Raw genomic sequence first — 19,422 nt, 5'->3', positions numbered from 1 at the left:
TCGCTTCTCTTCCTGTAATAAACGCTCCAATTATCCATTCATCACATCAACTTCACTTGGCGATAGACCAAAATATTTCTTAAAGCATTTACTAAAGTAACCTGGATCATTATAACCGACCTTCTCGGATATGGTCATAATGGTGTGCGTTTTCTGAATGATCAGTTCCTTCGCCTTGTGCATACGAACCTGAGTTAAATAATCAGATATGGACATTTCAGCTTCTTTATTGAATATTTTTCGTAAATAGCTTCCATTGACGAAAACTAACCTCGTGATTGTTTCTATGCTTAAGTTAGGGTCCTGATAATTTTGCTCAATCAGCAGCTTGGCTTCGTTAAATATTCTTTTTGAGCGTGAAGTTCGATTCCCCTCTTCATTCGATTTTAACGTTTTGGACATGATCTCTTCGATCCACGAATACGTCTTCTCCAAGTTTTCTTGCCGCTTCATTTCCTGATAGGGCGCAAAACCTGCTCCCAGTACGGATACGATGTCTTGTCCATTAGCAACAATGTGGGACAAACATAGGGAAACCAAGCCCATCACAATCACATAGGTCATGTCCGGCGTTAATCGCTGCTCGCGTATATATTGAAATACATCATCCAGATGCTTCTTTAATTCTGCGTGATCATTCATTCGCAAGGCCAGCATCATCTTCTCATTAACTACGCTTGAATAAAAACCTTGCTTAGTCAGATCCGTATCTTGGTATTCAATAACCGTACCATTGCCGGCCGTAAGTTTGCTTTGTAGGGCAGTAAGAGCCTCCATATAGGACTCACGAATGCCGGTAAAGCCATCATGCGATCTTCCAATACCGACTGTGACCGTAAATTTAAAATGCCTTTTTACCATATCGCATAATCGCTTTAAACTTTCCGTTTCCATCATTGAAGCACACGTTTCTCCCAGATCAATTTGAGCGATTGAAATAATCCTATCCTCAGGACCAAAAAAAACAAGATTATGCCCTTTCCAAGTCAAAATTTCACTCAATATATTGGAAATCGTAGACTTCCAGAGTTGTATCTCTTGATTGCTATCCCACTTTTGGTACAAATTGTCGATTTCTATGGTAATGACTACATAGGGATCGGATGAAGGAGAGATGCCGAACCGTTCAAACTGGGTAACGAGTTCATCATCTTTCAAAGTCAAATCCTGACTGATCAGCATGTTTAAAAACTGTTCACGCAGCCAGTGCAATTGATCCTTGTGTACTTTGCGATCTTCACTTAGCTTTTGCAATTGACTCTTGATTTTTACTAAGGTAAGGAACAATTCCTCTGGGTTAAAAGGCTTTAAGATATAATCTTCAACACCGAGTTTCAGTGCTCTCCGTGCATATTCGAATTCGCTATACCCCGTTACCATCACGATAGCCATATTTGGATATTTTTCTTTGAGTTCCGTAGAAAGGTCGATACCATCCATGATCGGCATATTAATATCTACCAGCGCTAAATCCGGACGCGTTTCGCTTGCTTTTAGCAAGGCCTCCTGCCCATTCTTTGCTTCCCCGCAAATAACGAACCCAAAGGATTCCCAGTTCAGAACGGTTCGCAAGTATTCACGAAACAAGATTTCATCGTCAACAATCAATACTTTATACATGATCCATTTCCTCCTTTTTACGTGCAGGGAGCTTAACAGCAATGGTCGTTCCTTCCCCTAACACACTGTGTATCGAAATCCCATATTCATTGCCAAAGTACAATTTAATTCGTTCTGAGACACTCAGCAGCCCAAATGATTTACTGTTTTGCTCTCTTGTCAGAGGTTTTAGCAAGGTTTGGCATCGTTCCGGTGATATGCCGACTCCGTTGTCAGATACGGTAATCCAAATGTCCCCCTCATGATAATCCCCCTTAATATCAAGTTTCCCCTTCGTTTCTTTCGGTTTTAATCCATGATAAATCGCATTTTCTACAAGTGGTTGGATCGTTAACTTAAGGATTTTATAATCCTGGATATGTACATTTAAATGGATCGAGAAATCAAACACGTCGATATAACGAATTTTTTGAATGGCCAAATAATCGGTTACATTATCGAACTCTTCTACAATTGAGATGACCTCCTTGCCTCCGCTTAGCGCAATACGGTAAAAATCGGCCAATGCTTTAGTCGCTTGTTGCGCCTCTGGAATGCGATTCATGGCACAAAGAACATAGACAAGATCCAACGTATTATATAAAAAATGAGGTTTGATTTGCGACTGTATCAATGCAAGTTCATAGTGTCGCTTTTGCTTCTGCTCCGTGCCGACCTGCTCAATTAACTCACGTATTTGTTCCAGCATTTTATTAAATCCCGAAGTCAGAAAGCCAACTTCATCGGTGGTATTAGAATCAAAGTGAATGTTTAATTTTCCTTGTTTAACATTCAGCATGACTCTGGTTAAGTGGATTAGAGGCTTTGCAATGACGCGCGACAGCATTTCTGCACCAAAAAAGGAAAATGCGATGCCGAGTATACCGAATAGGACAATAATCCAAGTGATTCTTCTATTGTCTTTGGTTAGAGCGTCAAGCGGAATTTGACTCAAAAGCCTCCAATTCAGTTTTTCAAAAGACGTGCTCGTGACCAGATATTTCTTCCCTGCATCGGTTACGATGTCAGTCGTTAGTTTGTTGTTTAACCAATCATTTGTTTTTGAGCTAATGGAGGTTACATTCAATAAGTTTTCTTTGACCAGCGAAGAGATGACTTGTCCTGTGGAGTCAACGATCATATAATTTCGTTCTCCCTCTCGTGCAACGCTTTCATATATGGCTGAGAAAGAGCTTTCCTTAATAATTAAGATCAACGTTCCCAATTGGTCGCCATTATCTATACTAAGAATTTTCTTTCCCAATGTTAAAACAGGACCGCCTGTATCTGTTGTTAGAAAATCACGGGATTCCATTGTAAACCAAACATTTTCTCCACTTGTCGTGCTGATTTCCTTGATGATATCGCTTTGGTAAGCTTTGTATAGACCTTTCTCCATTGAACTGTTGGACGTATAGAGTTGCTGATTCATATCCAAAAATGCTACAGCTTCTATATCTGGAAAAAAGAGAAGATCTAAGCTGAACTGATTCGGAATTTGCCGAGTAAGCTTATTATTCGCGAACTCATCTTGGCCGGCCGGAATAATTTTATTTAAATCCAGTGTCAATATGTTTGCGGCATTCTCAGCATTAAGAATGGATTCCTGGATTCTAGTTACAATCAACAGCGATTCACCAGCCACATTTTCAAACGTTTTTTGAATAACAGATTCGGTAGACACATAATTGGAAACGAAGGCTAATACAAAAAGGGGTATGGATATAAATGGAATAAAAATAATCATGATTTTCCTCTTAATGCTGTTGTTACGAAACCATATCAATAATTTCCATGGCCAGCTCATTGATTTCCTCCTGTTATTTATTGAGAATGAATTCATCACATCTTATATGTATCGTATCATTATTCTACTATGGGAAAGTCGTGAGCGTAACCGTCGTTTTGTGTCTCACTCATCAGGCAAGAATAAACTCCTTGCTCGGTTGCCAATCAAGTGACCCTAGGTTCGAAATAAACAAGGTGGAATTAAATAAGAAGCTAGGTGATCCTTAGTGGATCTCCTAGCTTCTTATTTAATTCCGAGGGTGTGATTGAGTAGAAGCCATGCTGTGCATGATTTCGTCATCAGGACTACTTACTGTATGTTCTGTAAGCGAGCTTTACTTGGCTACAATTTCTAAAGCGACTTCTACCATGTCGTGGAAAGTGGTTTGTCTTTCTTGCGCAGTTGTCTGTTCACCTGTAAGAATATGATCACTTACCGTTAGGAGACTCAAGCCTTTTACGCCGAATTTGATCGTTAAATAATAAAGGGCTGCTGTTTCCATTTCTACGGCCAATACGCCATGTTGGCCAAGCTTTGTCACTGTATCTTTATCATTTGTGTAAAAAACATCAGATGAAAGTACATTTCCTACGTGAAGATTCAGATTCTTTTCTGTTCCAATTTCATAAGCTTTTTTGATGAAATCGAAGTTTCCAATCTGAGGAAAGTCGTATCCAGGAAATTGATTGCGTATGATGGCAGAGTCAGTAGCCGCTGCTTGTGCAATAATGACATCGCGGATTTTTACGTCATGTTGGATGGCACCGCATGTTCCGATTCGCACGAGGTTTTTGGCCCCATAATCGTTGATCAACTCATGGATGTAAATCGATGCAGAAGGCATACCCATTCCTGTACCTTGAATCGACACTCGGTTTCCTTTATATGTCCCTGTATAACCTAACATGCCCCGAACATTGTTGTAACAGACAGCACCTTCGAGGAAGGTCTCCGCAATATACTTTGCACGTAACGGATCCCCAGGTAGTAAGACGGATTCTGCGATTTCCCCAGCTTTTGCTTCAATATGAAAACTCATGTGAATTCCCTCCCAATCGTTCTTATGTGCAATTAGCAAGCAGTTTACCCCAAAATCATAGCACAAAATATATCCACATGATGTTAAAGGGATAACTGTTAGCATAGTAACGGCCAACATTGATATCCAAATCAAAAAAAATATCGTGTTGGATCCAGTGCTTCATCAAAATCCATAGCCAAGGCTTTAATACTAACTGCTTTTAACGTGCTCATCAAATGTAGATAGGGATGAGGGCCATAGCTAATGCGTGCTACCCCTAATTCAGCAAGTTGACGAGGTGCAGGTGTTCTAGGCGTGATCATGATATTGACAGGAAGCGGGGATAGCTTGCACAAAGATTCGATGTGTTTCGCTTCACTCAAACCAGGGGCAAAAAAACCGTTTGCTCCAGCCGCGGCATAGGCATGGGCTCGTTGAAGGGCCTTTTCTACGTGAGAATCATTATGGTGATTTGGATCGATTTGAAGAAAAATATCCGTTCTTACATTAATGAAAAGGGGGATTGCTGTCTGCTCCGCGGCTTTATGAGCCGCTGCAATACGCATGCATTGATCTTCAATAGTGTTTAGTCCGACACCATTCTTCGTTTGGTCCTCTATATTTATGCCAACCGCTCCGGCTTCAATTACTTTCAAAACGGACTCCAAGACTTGAGCCGGGTATTGCCCATAACCGCCTTCCATATCAATAGTCACTGGAAGTTTAACGCCCTCACTAATTCGTTTAAGATTCGCGAGAACTAAATCAAACGGTAGTTTTTCCCCATCCTCATATCCATGGGCGGCTGCCACCGACCAACTTCCCGTAGCAATGACTTTTGCTCCGATCTCTTGAACGGCTTGAGCGCTTCCAGCATCCCATACATTAATGAGAATTAATGGGTCGCCCTTTTTATGCAAATCATGAAGATGTTGAGCTTGTTCTAGTTGAGTGATCATAGTAAGAATCTCCTTCTCCTTGTTTTTCATGGTGTAACAGCCATTCCTTACGTGCTAAGCCACCGCCGTAGCCGCCCAATTGGCCATCCGAATTAATGACTCGGTGACAGGGAATCACAATGGCCAATTGATTTGCGCCATTGGCCTGAGCTACAGCGCGAAAGGCGGTTGGTTTACCGAGTGAAATGGCTATATCGGAATAAGAACGGGTTTCACCGGATGGTATGTTCATTAATTGTTCCCAAACGCTTTTCTGAAAATCTGATCCTAATAAAAAGAGGGGTGTTTGAAATTGGGTCAGTTGACCATCGAAATAATGAATGAGCTCCTTTTCAATCGATCGAATTGGCTCTGTCAGACCAGGGATAATGGCGGATTTCGTCCTTTTTCTAAGTCGTTCCACTTCACGCTCAAGACCTCGACGATCAACAAATTCTAAAAGATAAAGCATGTCCTCATCGCCAATGGCAATCATGGGCCCCAGTCGCGTATCTATCCAAGTTGCTTTTAGAACATGGCTATTTTCTAACAAAGTAGGGGGTGCCCCCATGATGCGAGAAAACGCGTCTCTAAACCCGCTGCTGGATTCATAGCCGGTTGCTAGTTGAGTATCAATAATCTTTCCCCCAGCTCTAATGTTCTTCAAAGCCAATCCCATGCGGCGCGCCCGGGCGTATTCAACAAAGTCATACCGAATCGCTTTTTGAATTGACGGCGTGCGGTTGATTCATCAACGGAGAGATTTTTAAAATCTTGTTCTTTCCATCTTTTTTCCGGGTTATGTTCAACGGCTTCAACAAGCAGACGGACAAGCTCCGATACATGATTTGGATGGGATAACGGACGGCATCGTTGACAGGGTCGAAAGGAAGCCAAAAGTGCCTGCTGCGCTGTTTCGTAAAACTCGCAGTTTTCATACTTTGGCTTACGCGCCGGACACGTCGGACGGCAAAATACGCCGGTTGTTTTGACGCCTACATAAAATACCCCTTCATATTCCGTTCTTTTTTCTACTAACGCCTTATAGAATTCTTCTTTACGTTCGCCAAGTATCATACTTGCACCCCTTGACCTTGAGTTATATTGTTAGTATAGCCACTTTTGTTATTGGATGTAGCCGAAAATCAGGCATCTATTTTGGTGTTCTCTATAAGGAGTACACCCGTGAATTGAAATACTGTCGATGTTATCTGTAAATAATAGGTCACGCATCTTATTGGTGGATGAAAGAAAGGGAAAGATAATAGGAGATACGATTGTGGAGGAGAGCCTATGAAAGCTTTAATTTTTGAACGATTTGGCGGGCCCGAGGTGCTCCGTTATGTAGACATCCTGGACCCTATATTGGAATCGGGAACGGTTCTAATCAAGATGAAAGCGATTGGATTAAATTTTGCGGATATCTACCGCAGACGAGGGGATTACCATTTGGCCGGCAAGGCACCTTACATTTTAGGTTACGAGGGTGCCGGTGTTGTTGAGCAAATCGCAGCGGATGTGGATACGATTAAAGTGGGGGATCGAGTCGCTTTTACCGACGTTCCGTACGCAAATGCGGAGTTGGTTACGGCAAGTGTCGATCACATTATCCCTTTACCAGAGGATATAACCTTCGAGCAATCATCTTCTTTACTGCTGCAGGGATTGACTGCACATTATTTAGTTAATGATAGCTATTCCGTTCGACGGGGAGACGATATATTAATTCACGCGGCAGCAGGCGGTGTCGGACAGCTTTTGACACAGATGTGCAAAATGAAAGGGGCTAGAGTCATCGGTTTGACCTCTTCCATCGCGAAGCAGGAAGCTGCGCGCAAGGCGGGTGCAGACGAGGTTTTGCTATACGACAGCGATTGGGTGAATGAGGTGGCTCAGTGGTCAAAAGGGAATAAAGGGGTGAACGCAGCCTACGATTCTGTGGGTTCGACATTGTTAGATAGCTTCACAGCTACGAGAATCAAGGGAACGGTTGTATTCTACGGTATGGCAGGCGGAAATCCGCCGCACATAGACCCTCGCATGCTTATGGACACCTCAAAAACGTTGACTGGTGGCGATCTATGGAACCATCTGGTAACACGGAACGATCGGATTGAACGGGCCGAAAATCTTTTTGAAGCGATAAGACAGGGCTTTCTGCAGATCGAACAACCGAAGCGCTTCTCGCTTCAAGAGGGTGCGGAGGCACATCGACTTTTGGAGAGCAGAACGAGTACGGGTAAAATCTTATTAATTCCCTGAAATTAGGGTGTATAGGAAGGTATCATCAGGATGGTCGTCACACATGAAATGAGCTTCGGTAGTTATTGAAGATAACCTACCCCTAAGCGGCCACTCATCTTTGAGCAACCGCGTTAGGGGTATTTATCAATGATCTGAGTAGTTATTTGGCTGGGCCCATTTTATTGAGCTTTCCACTCTTCATGAGCAATCTGCACTCTTTTCCATAACTCGTCCCGTTCTTGATTGCTATAGTTAACGAGCTGCTCTCCAAATACATCTCCCAGAACTTCAAGCCATTGGGATTTTGTAGTTATCTCTGTCTTCTTCAGACCGTTACTCTCCCGCTTATTCCACATGCAACCTCTGAGCTCATTACTTCCTGTCTCATGCCTTTGTCGAATAAGAAACACATTGAACCAAGGGGAATCCGCTGCGCGGCTATAATACTCATGCTTTGGCTTAAATTCTTCAAGGTCACTAACAACAGCAGGGTCAAAATCTACGCCAACAAATGAAGCTAGAGGATCATGCTCTAATCGCCAACCTTTTGAAATCACACCAGACTCTACGACTTTATAACTTAAGGGCTCTTGATGATAAGTGCCGGGATGAAGCGGAAGAGGCTCATAGGGCATATCCCCCAGCCCAACATCAACAATCCATAATTCTTCCTCATCGTGTTCATTCATTAAGCTGACAGTTAGCCCAAGGTGAAATGAATTTATACGAGGTTCGGCTCCTAATGGTTGAACGCCAGCCCGATGCAAAGAGACCTTATAGCCTAATGATCGGAGAAGTACGCTAAAGGCGCCATTCAGGTGAAAACAATAACCACTTCTACGGTTTAAAATGAGTTGAACGGATTCTCTGAAATCTATACCTGCTGGCGCCCCTGCAAAAATATCAACGGTTTGCCATGAAAGTTTTTTTACATGAGCCTTATGCAATTCAAATAAATAGGGCCTGGTAGGGGGCTGTATTTCTGCGATACCGATTCTGCGTAAATAAGCTTTAATTTCCTCACTTGTCATGATATACATACTTTCACCTCTAATTTTCAGGAAATCGCTCTCGGAGTGCATTTCTTCCGGCTCCGTATGATCATTGTAAATGGGAAATAGACTTCGTTCAATGCAAAAAAGGGCCATCTGTGTCGGTACAGCTAGCCCAAATCGATTACTTAAGTACTTCTCATAACCGACAAATCCCGTGGAGATGATCAAGGTTTATATGTTTTTTTAAATCTCCTTCTGATAACATAGAAGATACATAATAAAAGATCAAATCCAGCGCGGGGGCAAGCTTCTATGAACTACAATTTGTTTTTATCAGCATTGCTAATGGCGGCTACCTACTGTTCATTGATCATGGCCTATCTCTGCTGGAAAAGAAGAGAGGTTCCAATCGCCATAAGCTATGGCTTAGGTATGCTGACTGGTGCTTTTTACACATTCGGATATGCCTTTGAAATTATGAGCGACTCCCTGGAGCATATACGCTTCTGGCTTAGGATTGAATATATCGGTATTCCTTTTGGTACGGTGTTATGGTTTATCATGGTATTGCAGTATACAGGGCGCCAAGCGCTTATTCGCAAATGGGTTGTAGCCGCGTTGATGGTTGTACCCGCCATTACGTTCATTTCCCATCATACGAACGAGTGGCATCATCTGTTTTACAAGAGTATGACACTGGATTATTCAGAGGGTTTCCCGCTGGCTGTACTGGTTAAAGGCCCCTTATACAAGCTTCATGTTTACTATTCCTATACTTTCTTTGTAATCGGCATGGGTTTATTGATCCAAATGTTTCTAAAAGAGACGACAACTCGCATGAAAAAGCAAATTGCTTTGATGATTATTGGCTCATGGGGGCCCTACGGCTTTACGCTGGTTTATTTAAGCGGCTTCATCTATATGCCCATTGATATCTCTCCATTCGGGTTTGTGATTTCGGGTATATTCTTTATGTGGGGCATCTATCAATTTAATATGCTGAGATTAGTCCCATTGGCTTTACAAAAAGTATTCGCGTCGATGCAGGATGCGGTCATCGTGTTCGATTTGGATAACATCCTAACTAGTTTTAATCAATCAGCCAATCGAATCTTTGAAGGTATCAACAACAAATGGATTGGACAGCCGGCTGTTCAAATATTCGGTCATTATCCTTTGCTGCTTGAAAAAGTCAAGCAAGGTCCATTCATAGAAAGCAAAATCCAAATTTCTGGGCAAACAGATCAACAATTTTATAATGTCCATATGTCTTTCATTAGTGATAACAACCAAAAGCCCGTGGGCAAAATGTTTTTATTAAGCAATGTAACGGAAATGGTACGTTCAGAGGAAAGGCTTCTTGCGAATGCCAAGCAGTTAACGGAACTCAATACGTTCAAGGATAAAATGTTTAACGTAGTAGCTCACGATATTCGTGATCCTCTCGCTGTCCTCATCAATTTGATGGAGTTAATGGAAGAAGAGATGCAGGTATGTGGCGAGGATCATCATGAAATTGTACAAGAAATGGGTCAGCAAATTCAGAATACATTCACCTTAGTAGAAAGTTTACTGGATTGGTTTCGAAATCAAATGGGCGGCATGATGTTTAGTCCGGTGGAAAGGGATCTGGCTCAGACGATTCAGACCAATTTGCGGTTGCTGCAAGTTCGCAGCGAGGGTAAGGGAATCCATATCATATCCGAAATACCCAGGGATACGTTCGTCTACGCAGATAAAGAAATGCTCGATTTAATTATTCGAAACCTGCTTTCTAACGCGATAAAATTCACAAATTCGGGAGGCACCATTCGCTTAAAAGCAGATCGCAGTGATCATAAAATGGTTGTCTCCATAAGCGACACAGGAGAAGGAATAGCAACAGATCAAGCCAGCACGTTGCTGCAGGAAGCCTATCCGATTTCTTCAATGGGAACAGCAGGAGAGCGAGGTGTCGGTTTGGGACTTACGTTATGCAAGGAGTTTGTCCGCTTAAATGGGGGAGAAATTTGGTTTGATAGTACACCTGCTCAGGGAAGCACGTTTTATTTCTCAATCCCTATGACTCCTGAAGCTTTATCCAAGTTACCAGATAGCATGGAAGGGGAAGAGTAATGAAGGTCATCCTTATCGATGATGAGAAGGCGATGCACTTAATCATGAATCGGATGCTTGCCAAAGTTTCAGATGTCGAAATCGTGGGGAGCTTCTGGGAGACGGCAACAGCATTCTCCTATTTGATGAATCATGAAGTGGATGTAGCCTTTGTAGATATTAATATGCCAAGGGAAAATGGTCTTGAGTTTGCTGGACGATTGCGGGAAAGCGGCGTTGAAACGAAGCTCGTTTTTATAACCTCTCATAAAGAATATGCTTTATTCGCCTACGATGTCTATGCTTTTGACTACATCGTCAAACCGGTCGTGCAAGAAAGGCTTCACAAGACGATTCAAAGAGCACTGGGAGAAAATCGTTCAAAACACCTGATACAAGCGAAGCGGGAGTCCACCTTACAAAATGTGAAGTTTAGCTGCTTGGGTGGAATTGATATTCAAAGTACAGAAGGTGTTAGGGCCAAATGGAAATCAAGTAAAAGCGCAGAGCTTTTTGGTTATTTGCTCATACAAAAAGGGAGGCTTGTCTCTAGAGCGAGGTTAATTGAAGAGATGTTCGGCGACATGGCGCAAAAAAATGCGGAAATCTATTTAAACACGACCGTGTATAAGCTTCGCAAGGTATTAGAAGCATTTGGATTGAAGGAAAGCCTGCATTCCGATAGCAGCCATTACGCACTCAGTATTAACCAAGTGAAAGTTGATTTCCTGAGCTTTGAAGAGGGCTGTAGAGATATGTCCATGATCGATGAAACGAATATCGAACAGGCGATGGAGCTTGAACAGCTGTACGTGGGGGATTTGTTTGGAGATCACGCCTTTGCCTGGGCATGGAATGAAGTCGAACGCCTCTCGTTGATGTACACTTCTTTTGCCCAACGTTTAAGTGCAGCCTTGTTAAACAGAGGGGATACGAATACGGCAGTCCGATTATTAACCAAACTTATGGCACACAATGAACTAGACGAAGAATCTTTCATGCTGCTTATGAGGGCGTTGGCTCTGCAGGAGAACAAAGAAGCTCTTACTCGGCAATACTTGCAATATGCAGAAACCTTGCATAAAGAAATAGGTATGGAGCCATCGCGTGAAGCTGCTGATTTGTATGCACAGTTACTTTCGGATGAGTTGGAATCATAAAATTTTAATGAAAAATCCCGGGGTCCATCCAAAATGGGCCTTTTTGCTGTCGAGGTTTGTCATTTTCTAGTCATTGGGGTATGTTACGCTTCATTATGATGGTTATTATTCAAAATCTCAAACAATAGGGGGATATATATTCGAATATGTAGGTGAGTTAGAGCTTTCGTTAATAAGATTTATTCAAACATGAATAGGAGTGACAAAAGAAATTATGTTCAAAACAATGAAAAAGGTTTCTGTTTATTTATTACTGGCAATGCTGCTGCTTTCTTCGATTCTGTCTGCTTCACCTGCATCGGCCGACAACAGTGATTGGAAATTCTGTGTGAATGAATCGAATCTATGCTCCTTTGAAGGAACAAAGGAAGTGCGTTACGGAACTGATGGTAGCTATCATAATGGTATATTTACGAATAGTGTGCTTTGTAATAATGCAGCTTTTGGTGACCCTGCACCAGGTAGAGCAAAGCAATGCTATATACGTGATGTGCTTCCTGAAGGTGCACCGCGGACTACGGCAGTCGTAAGTGGAGCCAATAAGGTAGTTACGGTTTCATTTAATGTGTATGAAGCGCAAACGAATACGGATGATGCCTTGAAAGCTTCCATAACTCTAAAAAGATCAGGAGCTTCTGAATACTTGCCTCTTGGAGCTAATGAACACATAGCTTTTTCGAGTACGGATTCCACAGCTACGCTCATTGTCAATTTGGACAATGCGTTATCAGGTAATACAAATTCCATACAAATAGCCCCTGGTGCATTCAAGAATAAAAGTAACGTTCCTTACAGCGCTCCGATAAACATTGATAACATCGTGGGTGCAGATATTACCCCTCCTGCTTTTGTAGGCGCTGAGTCGGGGAATCAGGGTGGAGATGTGTCTTTAAATTTTGATGAAGGTATCATCATTGATGCACCAGAGGGTATAAATCAAAACGAGTTTTTGAAAAGTAAAATTAGTGTTTCCACGGATGGCGTAAACTTTGTTCCCTTCTTGTTGGAACGAAGTAATGCGTGGCAATCCAATTCAAGACAAATTTATTTACAATACTACGACAGGAAAATAATATTAGGCACTAATACGATTATTAAAATCGCCAGCGGTACTATAAAGGATGCAGCGGGTAATCTCAATGGGGAAATGAATTTACATGTCAGTCCACCAGTCATCCAGAGCACAGAAATTGCCAAGGATAGTGGTAATCATAAGGTAGTCATTACTTTTAATGAGAATATTTCGGACAATACAAATGGTAATTTAAAAAACAGTATTTACTTAGTGAGAGCCACTGACTCTTCATGGATAAATTTGGTTAATGATGATAGGGTAGACATTGATTCTGGAAAGCTGATAATCCAATTTAAAAGGGCTTTGTCAGGAACGAATCAAATCTTTATAAACGGACAAGCCCTCAAGAATAGTTATGGAAATGTCCAAGGTGATTCGAGTTTGACTAGTTTGATTAAAGCCAACGGTGAAGGGGATACGACAGTTGCTAAGTATGTATATTCTCGGTTTTTAAACTCCTACCAGGACTTACAAATTGTTTTTGATAAAGATGTACACAATGCCTTTGATGATGACGCGAGTTTTTTACAAAATGTAAACTGGGATTTTCCTGGGAATTATTCGTATAACGGACTTCCTTCAGATACGACGTTATCATTCGAAGGGCATATTGCAACGATTCATTTTGCAAAACCTTTGACTGGCAATCAATATTATTTCCGTTTTAATCCCAATAATTGTAATTGTTATTTTTTTAAAGATACAGCAGGAAACAAAGTGGATAATAACATTGAAATTGGTTCGTTTTACCCACAAGATCCAAATAAGGAATTTAGTGTGAGAAGCAACAAATACTTTTCGCACGATGGTCGTTGGATGAGTTTACAGTTTGACTCCAGAACGGGTATCGTAGATCAAACGCTTGATGAGAAGGGGTTATCCCATCTTAAAGAGAAGATTACAATTTCATTAAATAATGATGGGAAATACGAAGCTTTGAAGGAGCGGGATGTTGTTTCTATTGTAGGAAATAGAATAAACATCATATTCCATGATGGGATAAAGGATTATTCTGTAAAAGTTAAAATTGATGCAGGCGTAATCGGTGATTTATACGATATTCAACGAAATAGGGCTGTAGATGAACTGGTTGTCTCTACCCCCTCTGAAATTACAGGATATGTGTTCAGTGATGCAGCAAGTGAATTTGTTTTTGTAGATAACGATAAATGGAGAAATAATGTTAAAAATGTAACAATAAGTGATGAAAATTTGGAAGTTTATCGACAATTGACTAATGCGGAATATAAGCTAACCGAGGGTAAGCTTGTCATTAACGATGGTGTTTTTCAAAAGGGTCACTACTACCTTATTGAAGTAGATGCTGAAGGTTACAACACCAGACGTTTTAATGGCAGAGCCAATAAATCGTCTGAAATATTTTATATGACGGCACCAGTGGTGACTGCGGAAAATGGAATTACGGCTAGGATCAACTTGTTTAATCATGCTAAGGCCAATGGAAATAACAATGGTTCAATTGGAACTCAAGCGGTTGTTTTTGAATTATTCAATGGATCGACACCGGTCAGTATTGTTTCCTCGAATCTTAAAGTGGATACAGGAACGTATTCAGCAAATTTCAATGTAAGTGATGCTGCTGGATATACGGTAAAAGCCTTTGTAGTTAGTAAATATAGCGCAGATTCTACAAATATTGGATTAAATCTAGCTACTGTAATGACACAGCTTGAGCTGGATCAAGCCATGATGAATGCTGATTATAATAATGTTGACTAGCAAAAAATGAATAAAATGAAAGTGAGGAATGAAAAAGTGAAATTCCGCAAGTTAAGTCTCATGTTGATTCTGACACTTTGTTTATTACTTGTACCTGTTGCGGGATTTGCAAGCAGCACAGCGGTTACGTTGAGTGCAATAGCATCTATCCAACCTGGTGGTACTGTGCTTATTTCCGGCACATCCACTCTTAATGAAGTGATTATTCAAGTGCTGCGTCCGACAAATGGTACTGTGTTTTACGGTATTTCTAAGGTAAACGATGGAAAGTTCGCTAGTTCGTTCACTTTAGCCAATAGCGAGGTGGTTGGAACCTATAAGGTTATTGCTGGACAAGCTGATCAAGTGGCAAGCACGGATTTAGTGGTCAAGGCAGCAAATCCTGGCCCTGGTCCCGGCCCTGGCCCTGGTGGTGTTAGTGGCCCTATTGGAACTATTTCAGCACCAGGTAAACCAATAACTCCGGCTAAATCTAAGGCGGAGCCAGCCAAGGTCGATACGAGTAGGAATGTTGCAGTATCTACCAAGTCAGCGGATGGTCATGTAACGACTACCGTTACGCAAGACGCTACAGCTCTCGCTGACGCCCTGGCTAAAGTGGCTAAACAGGATAACCGTGGAGATGCTCCAATTGTTTTCATTTCTTTTAATAACCCTGCTGGGGAATCGGTTCAGTTTAATATACCGTCATCCGTATTGGCTGCTGCTGCCTTGAGTGCACCCAATACAATTATTTCATTACAAACCAATGACGGAGAGTATTCTTTACCCTTAGGTGTCATTGATTTTGCCGCAATAGCGCAAAGCCTAGGCACATCAAATGACAATACGAATATCCAAGTAAACATCTCATTTGCAACAACAGACATAAATAATAAAATCAAAAAGAGTGCGGTGGACATGGGTGCTTCCCAGCAAGGAAGTGCGATTGAATTTTCTGTTACTGCCGTAGGGAATGGAAAGACTGTCGAGTTGAACAACTTTGGCTCAACTTATGTGGATCGAAATGTTGTGTTGGCGACTCCTGTGGATGAAACGCATGCAACTGTTGTCCTCTACGATGTTTCAACAGGACAATTTTCATTCGTACCCGCAGTTTTTGAAAAGCAAGCAGATGGCTCCACCAAGGTTACAATCAAGCGGAATGGCAACAGTATTTATACCGTCCTTTCCTCAACGAAAACGTTCAATGATGTCAGCCAGCATTGGGCCAAAGCGGATATTGAGCTGCTAGCTTCCAAGCTTGTCGTAAAGGGTGCAACGGATAGCAGTTTTGCACCTGAGAGCAATATCACAAGAGCAGAATTCGCAGCTTTATTAGTTCGCTCTTTAGGCTTAATGCCTGATGCAGGTTCATCGGATTTCACAGATGTTAAATCCACGGACTGGTTTGCCGGAGCAATTGGCACCGCGGTTAAAGCAAAGTTGGTTGATGGCTTCAAAGATAGCACCTTTAAACCAAACGACACGATTACTCGTGAACAAATGGCGGTTATGGTATCAAGAGCGATTACTGCAGCCGGTAAAACAAGCAATGTTTCTGACAAGTTAGTGGATAGATTAGCCAAATTTCAAGATCAAGCATCCATTAGCAGTTGGGCACAATCGGCTGTAGCTCAATCTGTAGAAGCAAAGATCATTACGGGGATGACAGATCAGACATTTGTCCCTTCCGCGAATGCTAGCCGAGCACAGGCGGTGGTTATGTTAAAACGGTTCATGCAATTTGCTAATTTTATTAATTAAATATTAGCATAGTGGTTGTTACACCTAGACCTCATTAAATAAATCAATAAAAAAACAAGCAGGCATCTCTTACGCAATCTATTAGTGCGAAAGATGCCTGTTTGTTTTGTCATTTCTTAGCCATTGTCCAACTTCATATCAACTCTGTTAAAATCAATATATACATCTCTAGCAAGAGTCAAATAGAAGTCCGAAAAAGCGAAATCGGGTAGATTCAGAACGAACTGGATACAATTGTAGGTAAGATGTTTAATTTCATACAGGAGAGGGACAGCGATGAAACGTATCACGATATTGATAGCCGATGATGAAGCGGAAATTGCGGATCTGGTAGCGTTGCATTTGGAAAAAGAGGGCTACCAGATGATTAAAGTATCGGATGGAAGAGAGGCCATTGAGGCCATTCAATCTCACTCGATTGATTTAGCAATTTTGGATATTATGATGCCCAAACTGGATGGCTATGAGGTGACTCGTCAAATTCGAGAGCAGCATCAGATGCCGATCATTTTTTTAAGTGCCAAAACTTCTGACATGGATAAGATAACGGGACTAGTCCTGGGAGCCGATGATTATATGACCAAACCGTTCAACCCGATGGAATTGGTTGCTCGTGTGAAAGCTCATTTACGACGAAGTGCTATGCAGTTGAACCAACCGATGACAGGGCATACCTCCGTATTAGAAGCAGGTGGATTGATCATTGATCCTGATAAACGGACAGTGATCCTATATGGAGAAAATATCGAGCTAACGCCAAAAGAATTTGATATTCTATACCTTCTGGCCGGTCATTCAAAGAAAGTGTTTAGTGTCGAAAATATATTTCAACATGTCTGGGGTGAAGCTTACTATGAAGGCGGTAATACGGTCATGGTGCATATACGTACCTTACGGAAAAAGCTGGGTGAAGACACCAATAAGAACAAATTGATCAAAACGATTTGGGGGGTAGGCTACACATTTAATGGCTAAAATGATGCGAAGCTTCCGATCGAAAATGATCGTATTGTTAGGTTTGAGTATGTTTTTTTCCGGTACCATTACCTATATACTCTATAAAGCTCTTCAGTTTTACTATCGTTCTCAGGTTAAGTTTGAAAATCCATTGGCTGGTCTTCGATATTTCATCAGAAGTATCGGTGATCTTAACTTCTTTCTGGTGCTGTTTATTCCGCTTTCGATTTTATTTTTCTTTATTCTCACCAAACGATATGCGGCTTATTTTAATGAGATTTCCAATGGTATTCATCATCTCGCTAATGGTGACTTTAATAACCGAGTTCAACTTACATCCAATGATGAGTTCGGGGATATTGCAAGAGACATTAATTTAGCCAGTGAAAAACTGCAAAAAGCCTTAGAAAGAGGAGATTTTGCAGAAAGCAGTAAGGATCAGTTAGTTTTGAATTTGGCACACGATTTACGAACGCCGTTGACTTCTGTGTTAGGTTATTTAGATTTTATTCTTCAGGGTCCTCATCTGACTAGAGAACAAATCCAACACTATACGACCATCGCCTTTACCAAGTCTCAGCGTCTGGAAAAGCTTATCGATGAACTCTTCGAAATCACTAGAATGAACTACGGCATGCTAAACATAGAAAAGAAACCAATTGATATCACGGAATTGCTCTTTCAACTCAATGAACAATTATTTCCGGTCTTTGAGAAAAATCAGCTGATGACGAAAATGAATATGACTCCGAATGTAAGGATTAATGGCGATGGTGAGTTGTTGGCACGTGTTTTTGAAAATCTTCTGACAAATGCCATTCGTTATGGAAAGGACGGCCAGTTCATAGATATCAATTGCCATCTTGAGGCAGGAGATGTTGTGGTTCAAGTGATTAATTATGGCGATAGCATTCGTGAGGAAGATGTGCCGCATATCTTTGATATGTTTTATACCGGGGATCAGGCCCGATCTCATCACGGGGGGAGTACAGGCCTCGGCTTGTTTATTGCTAAGAATATTGTGGAACAGCATAGCGGGAAAATCTCCGTCCAGAGCGACAGGATTCGTACGATCTTTGAAGTGCGTTTACCCCTATAGTTTAAAAGTTTAAGAAAAATTTTATGTTTACCCTACTTCTTTTTAAAAAGTTTTCCTTATCCTTAACAGATGAATGGTTAAGGAGGAAACTGGAGATGAAGAAGTGGGTTTTTTGGCTTTTCATACTTTCGCTGCTAGGTTATGAAATAGCTCAACAGAAAACGAAAGTGGTTAACGAGAAACAAGAGAAAATAACATATCAAGCTCAGGAGACGACACCTGCAAGGAATGAGCTGACGATAAATGTAACAAAAGATCAGATTTATCAAGGCAATTTGTTATTGGTCAATAAGGAGCATCCCGTACATCAAGAAGGCGTTGCATCCGGTGTGGTCAATTTATTCCAGCATAAAGAGCTAGTAAAGGGTTATGGTTTATTGGATAACACGATTCGGTTGTCCCCAAGTTTAGTGCAAAAATTTACAACGATGATTGAGGCCGCAGATAAGGAAGGGGTTCGCCATTTTTTGATTAACAGTGGTTATCGAGGCGCTAAAGAGCAGAATCAACTCTATCAAGAAATGGGCGCTGACTATGCCTTGCCTGCAGGCTATAGCGAACATAACCTAGGCTTATCGCTTGATATTGGATCTACGCAAGGGGAGATGAATCAAGCAGCTGAAGGTAAGTGGTTGAGTAAAAACGCATGGACATATGGGTTTATTTTACGTTATCCCAAGGATAAAACGGCAATTACAGGCATTCAGTATGAGCCCTGGCATTTTCGTTATGTGGGTTTGCCACACAGCCTAATTATGCAGGAAAAGAATTTTGTCTTGGAACAATATTTGGACTTTCTGAAAGAGCAGAAGACCATTACGACTACGATAGATCGTAAAACCTATGAAATCTCCTATTATCCTGTGTCCAAAAGCACGACTATTCATGTGCCGGCCAATCGTCGCTATGAAATTTCAGGCAACAATGTGGACGGTATCATTGTGACTGTGTATCCTTGATCAGCT

Annotated in this window: 13 protein-coding genes and 1 pseudogene; 8 read left to right on the top strand and 6 right to left on the bottom strand. The window is 41.5% G+C overall.

The features are described 5' to 3' along the window. Positions 1-30 precede the first annotated feature (30 nt). From FU659_RS18365 to FU659_RS18345, 5 genes and pseudogenes are all read right to left on the bottom strand, one after another. The gene (locus tag FU659_RS18365; protein ID WP_147948909.1) at positions 31-1,620 is read right to left on the bottom strand and encodes a response regulator transcription factor; all 1,590 of its coding nucleotides are present in this window, start codon (positions 1,618-1,620) and stop codon (positions 31-33) included. Further along, entirely contained in the window at positions 1,613-3,406 is a 1,794-nt protein-coding gene (locus tag FU659_RS18360) for a sensor histidine kinase (RefSeq protein ID WP_187274232.1), read from the bottom strand. The genes FU659_RS18365 and FU659_RS18360 overlap by 8 nt, the downstream gene beginning before the upstream one ends. Positions 3,407-3,722: 316 nt before the next feature. Then, a complete protein-coding gene (deoD, locus tag FU659_RS18355) occupies positions 3,723-4,427 on the bottom strand; it encodes a purine-nucleoside phosphorylase (protein ID WP_147948907.1) in 705 nt (234 codons plus the stop codon). Positions 4,428-4,558: 131 nt separating this feature from the next. Continuing rightward, positions 4,559-5,368, bottom strand: coding sequence for an isocitrate lyase/PEP mutase family protein (locus FU659_RS18350; RefSeq protein WP_147948906.1), 810 nt, complete (start codon positions 5,366-5,368; stop codon positions 4,559-4,561). Further along, positions 5,331-6,424 (bottom strand): annotated as a pseudogene (locus FU659_RS18345) (bifunctional transcriptional activator/DNA repair enzyme AdaA). Before FU659_RS18345 ends, FU659_RS18350 begins: the two are co-directional and overlap by 38 nt. A 216-nt stretch (positions 6,425-6,640) precedes the next feature. Between FU659_RS18345 and FU659_RS18340 the strand changes: the two are divergent. Next, positions 6,641-7,609, top strand: a complete 969-nt coding sequence (locus tag FU659_RS18340; RefSeq protein WP_147948905.1) for a quinone oxidoreductase family protein — start codon at positions 6,641-6,643, stop codon at positions 7,607-7,609. A 161-nt stretch (positions 7,610-7,770) separates the two neighbouring features. Here the strand turns inward: FU659_RS18340 and FU659_RS18335 are convergent, their stop codons facing one another. Then, positions 7,771-8,631, bottom strand: a complete 861-nt coding sequence (locus FU659_RS18335; RefSeq protein ID WP_147948904.1) for an arylamine N-acetyltransferase family protein — start codon at positions 8,629-8,631, stop codon at positions 7,771-7,773. A 267-nt stretch (positions 8,632-8,898) separates the two neighbouring features. On the opposite strand from FU659_RS18335, the gene FU659_RS18330 reads away from it, so the two are divergent. The 7 genes from FU659_RS18330 (at position 8,899) to vanY (ending at position 19,416) form a co-directional block, all read left to right on the top strand. Next, positions 8,899-10,701: a sensor histidine kinase gene (locus tag FU659_RS18330; protein WP_147948903.1), complete on the top strand. Its 1,803-nt coding sequence runs from the start codon at positions 8,899-8,901 to the stop codon at positions 10,699-10,701. Continuing rightward, entirely contained in the window at positions 10,701-11,840 is a 1,140-nt protein-coding gene (locus tag FU659_RS18325; RefSeq protein WP_147948902.1) for a response regulator, read from the top strand. The genes FU659_RS18330 and FU659_RS18325 overlap by 1 nt, the downstream gene beginning before the upstream one ends. Before the next feature lie 199 nt (positions 11,841-12,039). Further along, the gene (locus FU659_RS18320; RefSeq protein ID WP_187274231.1) at positions 12,040-14,655 is read left to right on the top strand and encodes a hemoblobin-interacting domain-containing protein; all 2,616 of its coding nucleotides are present in this window, start codon (positions 12,040-12,042) and stop codon (positions 14,653-14,655) included. A gap of 6 nt (positions 14,656-14,661) precedes the next feature. Beyond that, positions 14,662-16,401 carry an S-layer homology domain-containing protein gene (locus FU659_RS18315; protein ID WP_147948900.1) on the top strand — a complete coding sequence of 580 codons (1,740 nt, stop codon included), beginning with the start codon at positions 14,662-14,664 and terminating at the stop codon, positions 16,399-16,401. 276 nt (positions 16,402-16,677) lie between these two features. Beyond that, the gene (locus FU659_RS18310; protein ID WP_147948899.1) at positions 16,678-17,376 is read left to right on the top strand and encodes a response regulator transcription factor; all 699 of its coding nucleotides are present in this window, start codon (positions 16,678-16,680) and stop codon (positions 17,374-17,376) included. Beyond that, the gene (locus tag FU659_RS18305) at positions 17,369-18,457 is read left to right on the top strand and encodes a sensor histidine kinase (RefSeq protein WP_147948898.1); all 1,089 of its coding nucleotides are present in this window, start codon (positions 17,369-17,371) and stop codon (positions 18,455-18,457) included. The genes FU659_RS18310 and FU659_RS18305 overlap by 8 nt, the downstream gene beginning before the upstream one ends. Before the next feature lie 95 nt (positions 18,458-18,552). Next, positions 18,553-19,416 (top strand): VanY-A/VanY-F/VanY-M family D-Ala-D-Ala carboxypeptidase, encoded by an 864-nt coding sequence (gene vanY, locus FU659_RS18300; protein ID WP_147948897.1) that lies wholly within the window; start codon positions 18,553-18,555, stop codon positions 19,414-19,416. Positions 19,417-19,422: the final 6 nt, after the last annotated feature.

Origin of the sequence: Paenibacillus sp. N3.4, from assembly GCF_008017805.1 — a bacterium.
Classification (GTDB): Bacteria; Bacillota; Bacilli; order Paenibacillales; family NBRC-103111; genus Paenibacillus_E.
Note: the sequence above shows the minus strand (reverse complement) of the source record. Positions and strands in the feature narration are given on the sequence as shown.

Bases quoted from the DNA above. Each gene is read 5' to 3' on its own strand.
- deoD (WP_147948907.1), bottom strand. From the start codon at position 4,427: ATGAGTTTTCATATTGAAGCAAAAGCTGGGGAAATCGCAGAATCCGTC.
- FU659_RS18310 (WP_147948899.1), top strand. From the start codon at position 16,678: ATGAAACGTATCACGATATTGATAGCCGATGATGAAGCGGAAATTGCG.
- FU659_RS18350 (WP_147948906.1), bottom strand. From the start codon at position 5,368: ATGATCACTCAACTAGAACAAGCTCAACATCTTCATGATTTGCATAAA.
- FU659_RS18335 (WP_147948904.1), bottom strand. From the start codon at position 8,631: ATGTATATCATGACAAGTGAGGAAATTAAAGCTTATTTACGCAGAATC.
- FU659_RS18325 (WP_147948902.1), top strand. From the start codon at position 10,701: ATGAAGGTCATCCTTATCGATGATGAGAAGGCGATGCACTTAATCATG.
- FU659_RS18305 (WP_147948898.1), top strand. From the start codon at position 17,369: ATGGCTAAAATGATGCGAAGCTTCCGATCGAAAATGATCGTATTGTTA.
- FU659_RS18365 (WP_147948909.1), bottom strand. From the start codon at position 1,620: ATGTATAAAGTATTGATTGTTGACGATGAAATCTTGTTTCGTGAATAC.
- FU659_RS18315 (WP_147948900.1), top strand. From the start codon at position 14,662: ATGAATAAAATGAAAGTGAGGAATGAAAAAGTGAAATTCCGCAAGTTA.
- FU659_RS18340 (WP_147948905.1), top strand. From the start codon at position 6,641: ATGAAAGCTTTAATTTTTGAACGATTTGGCGGGCCCGAGGTGCTCCGT.
- FU659_RS18360 (WP_187274232.1), bottom strand. From the start codon at position 3,406: ATGAGCTGGCCATGGAAATTATTGATATGGTTTCGTAACAACAGCATT.
- FU659_RS18330 (WP_147948903.1), top strand. From the start codon at position 8,899: ATGAACTACAATTTGTTTTTATCAGCATTGCTAATGGCGGCTACCTAC.
- vanY (WP_147948897.1), top strand. From the start codon at position 18,553: ATGAAGAAGTGGGTTTTTTGGCTTTTCATACTTTCGCTGCTAGGTTAT.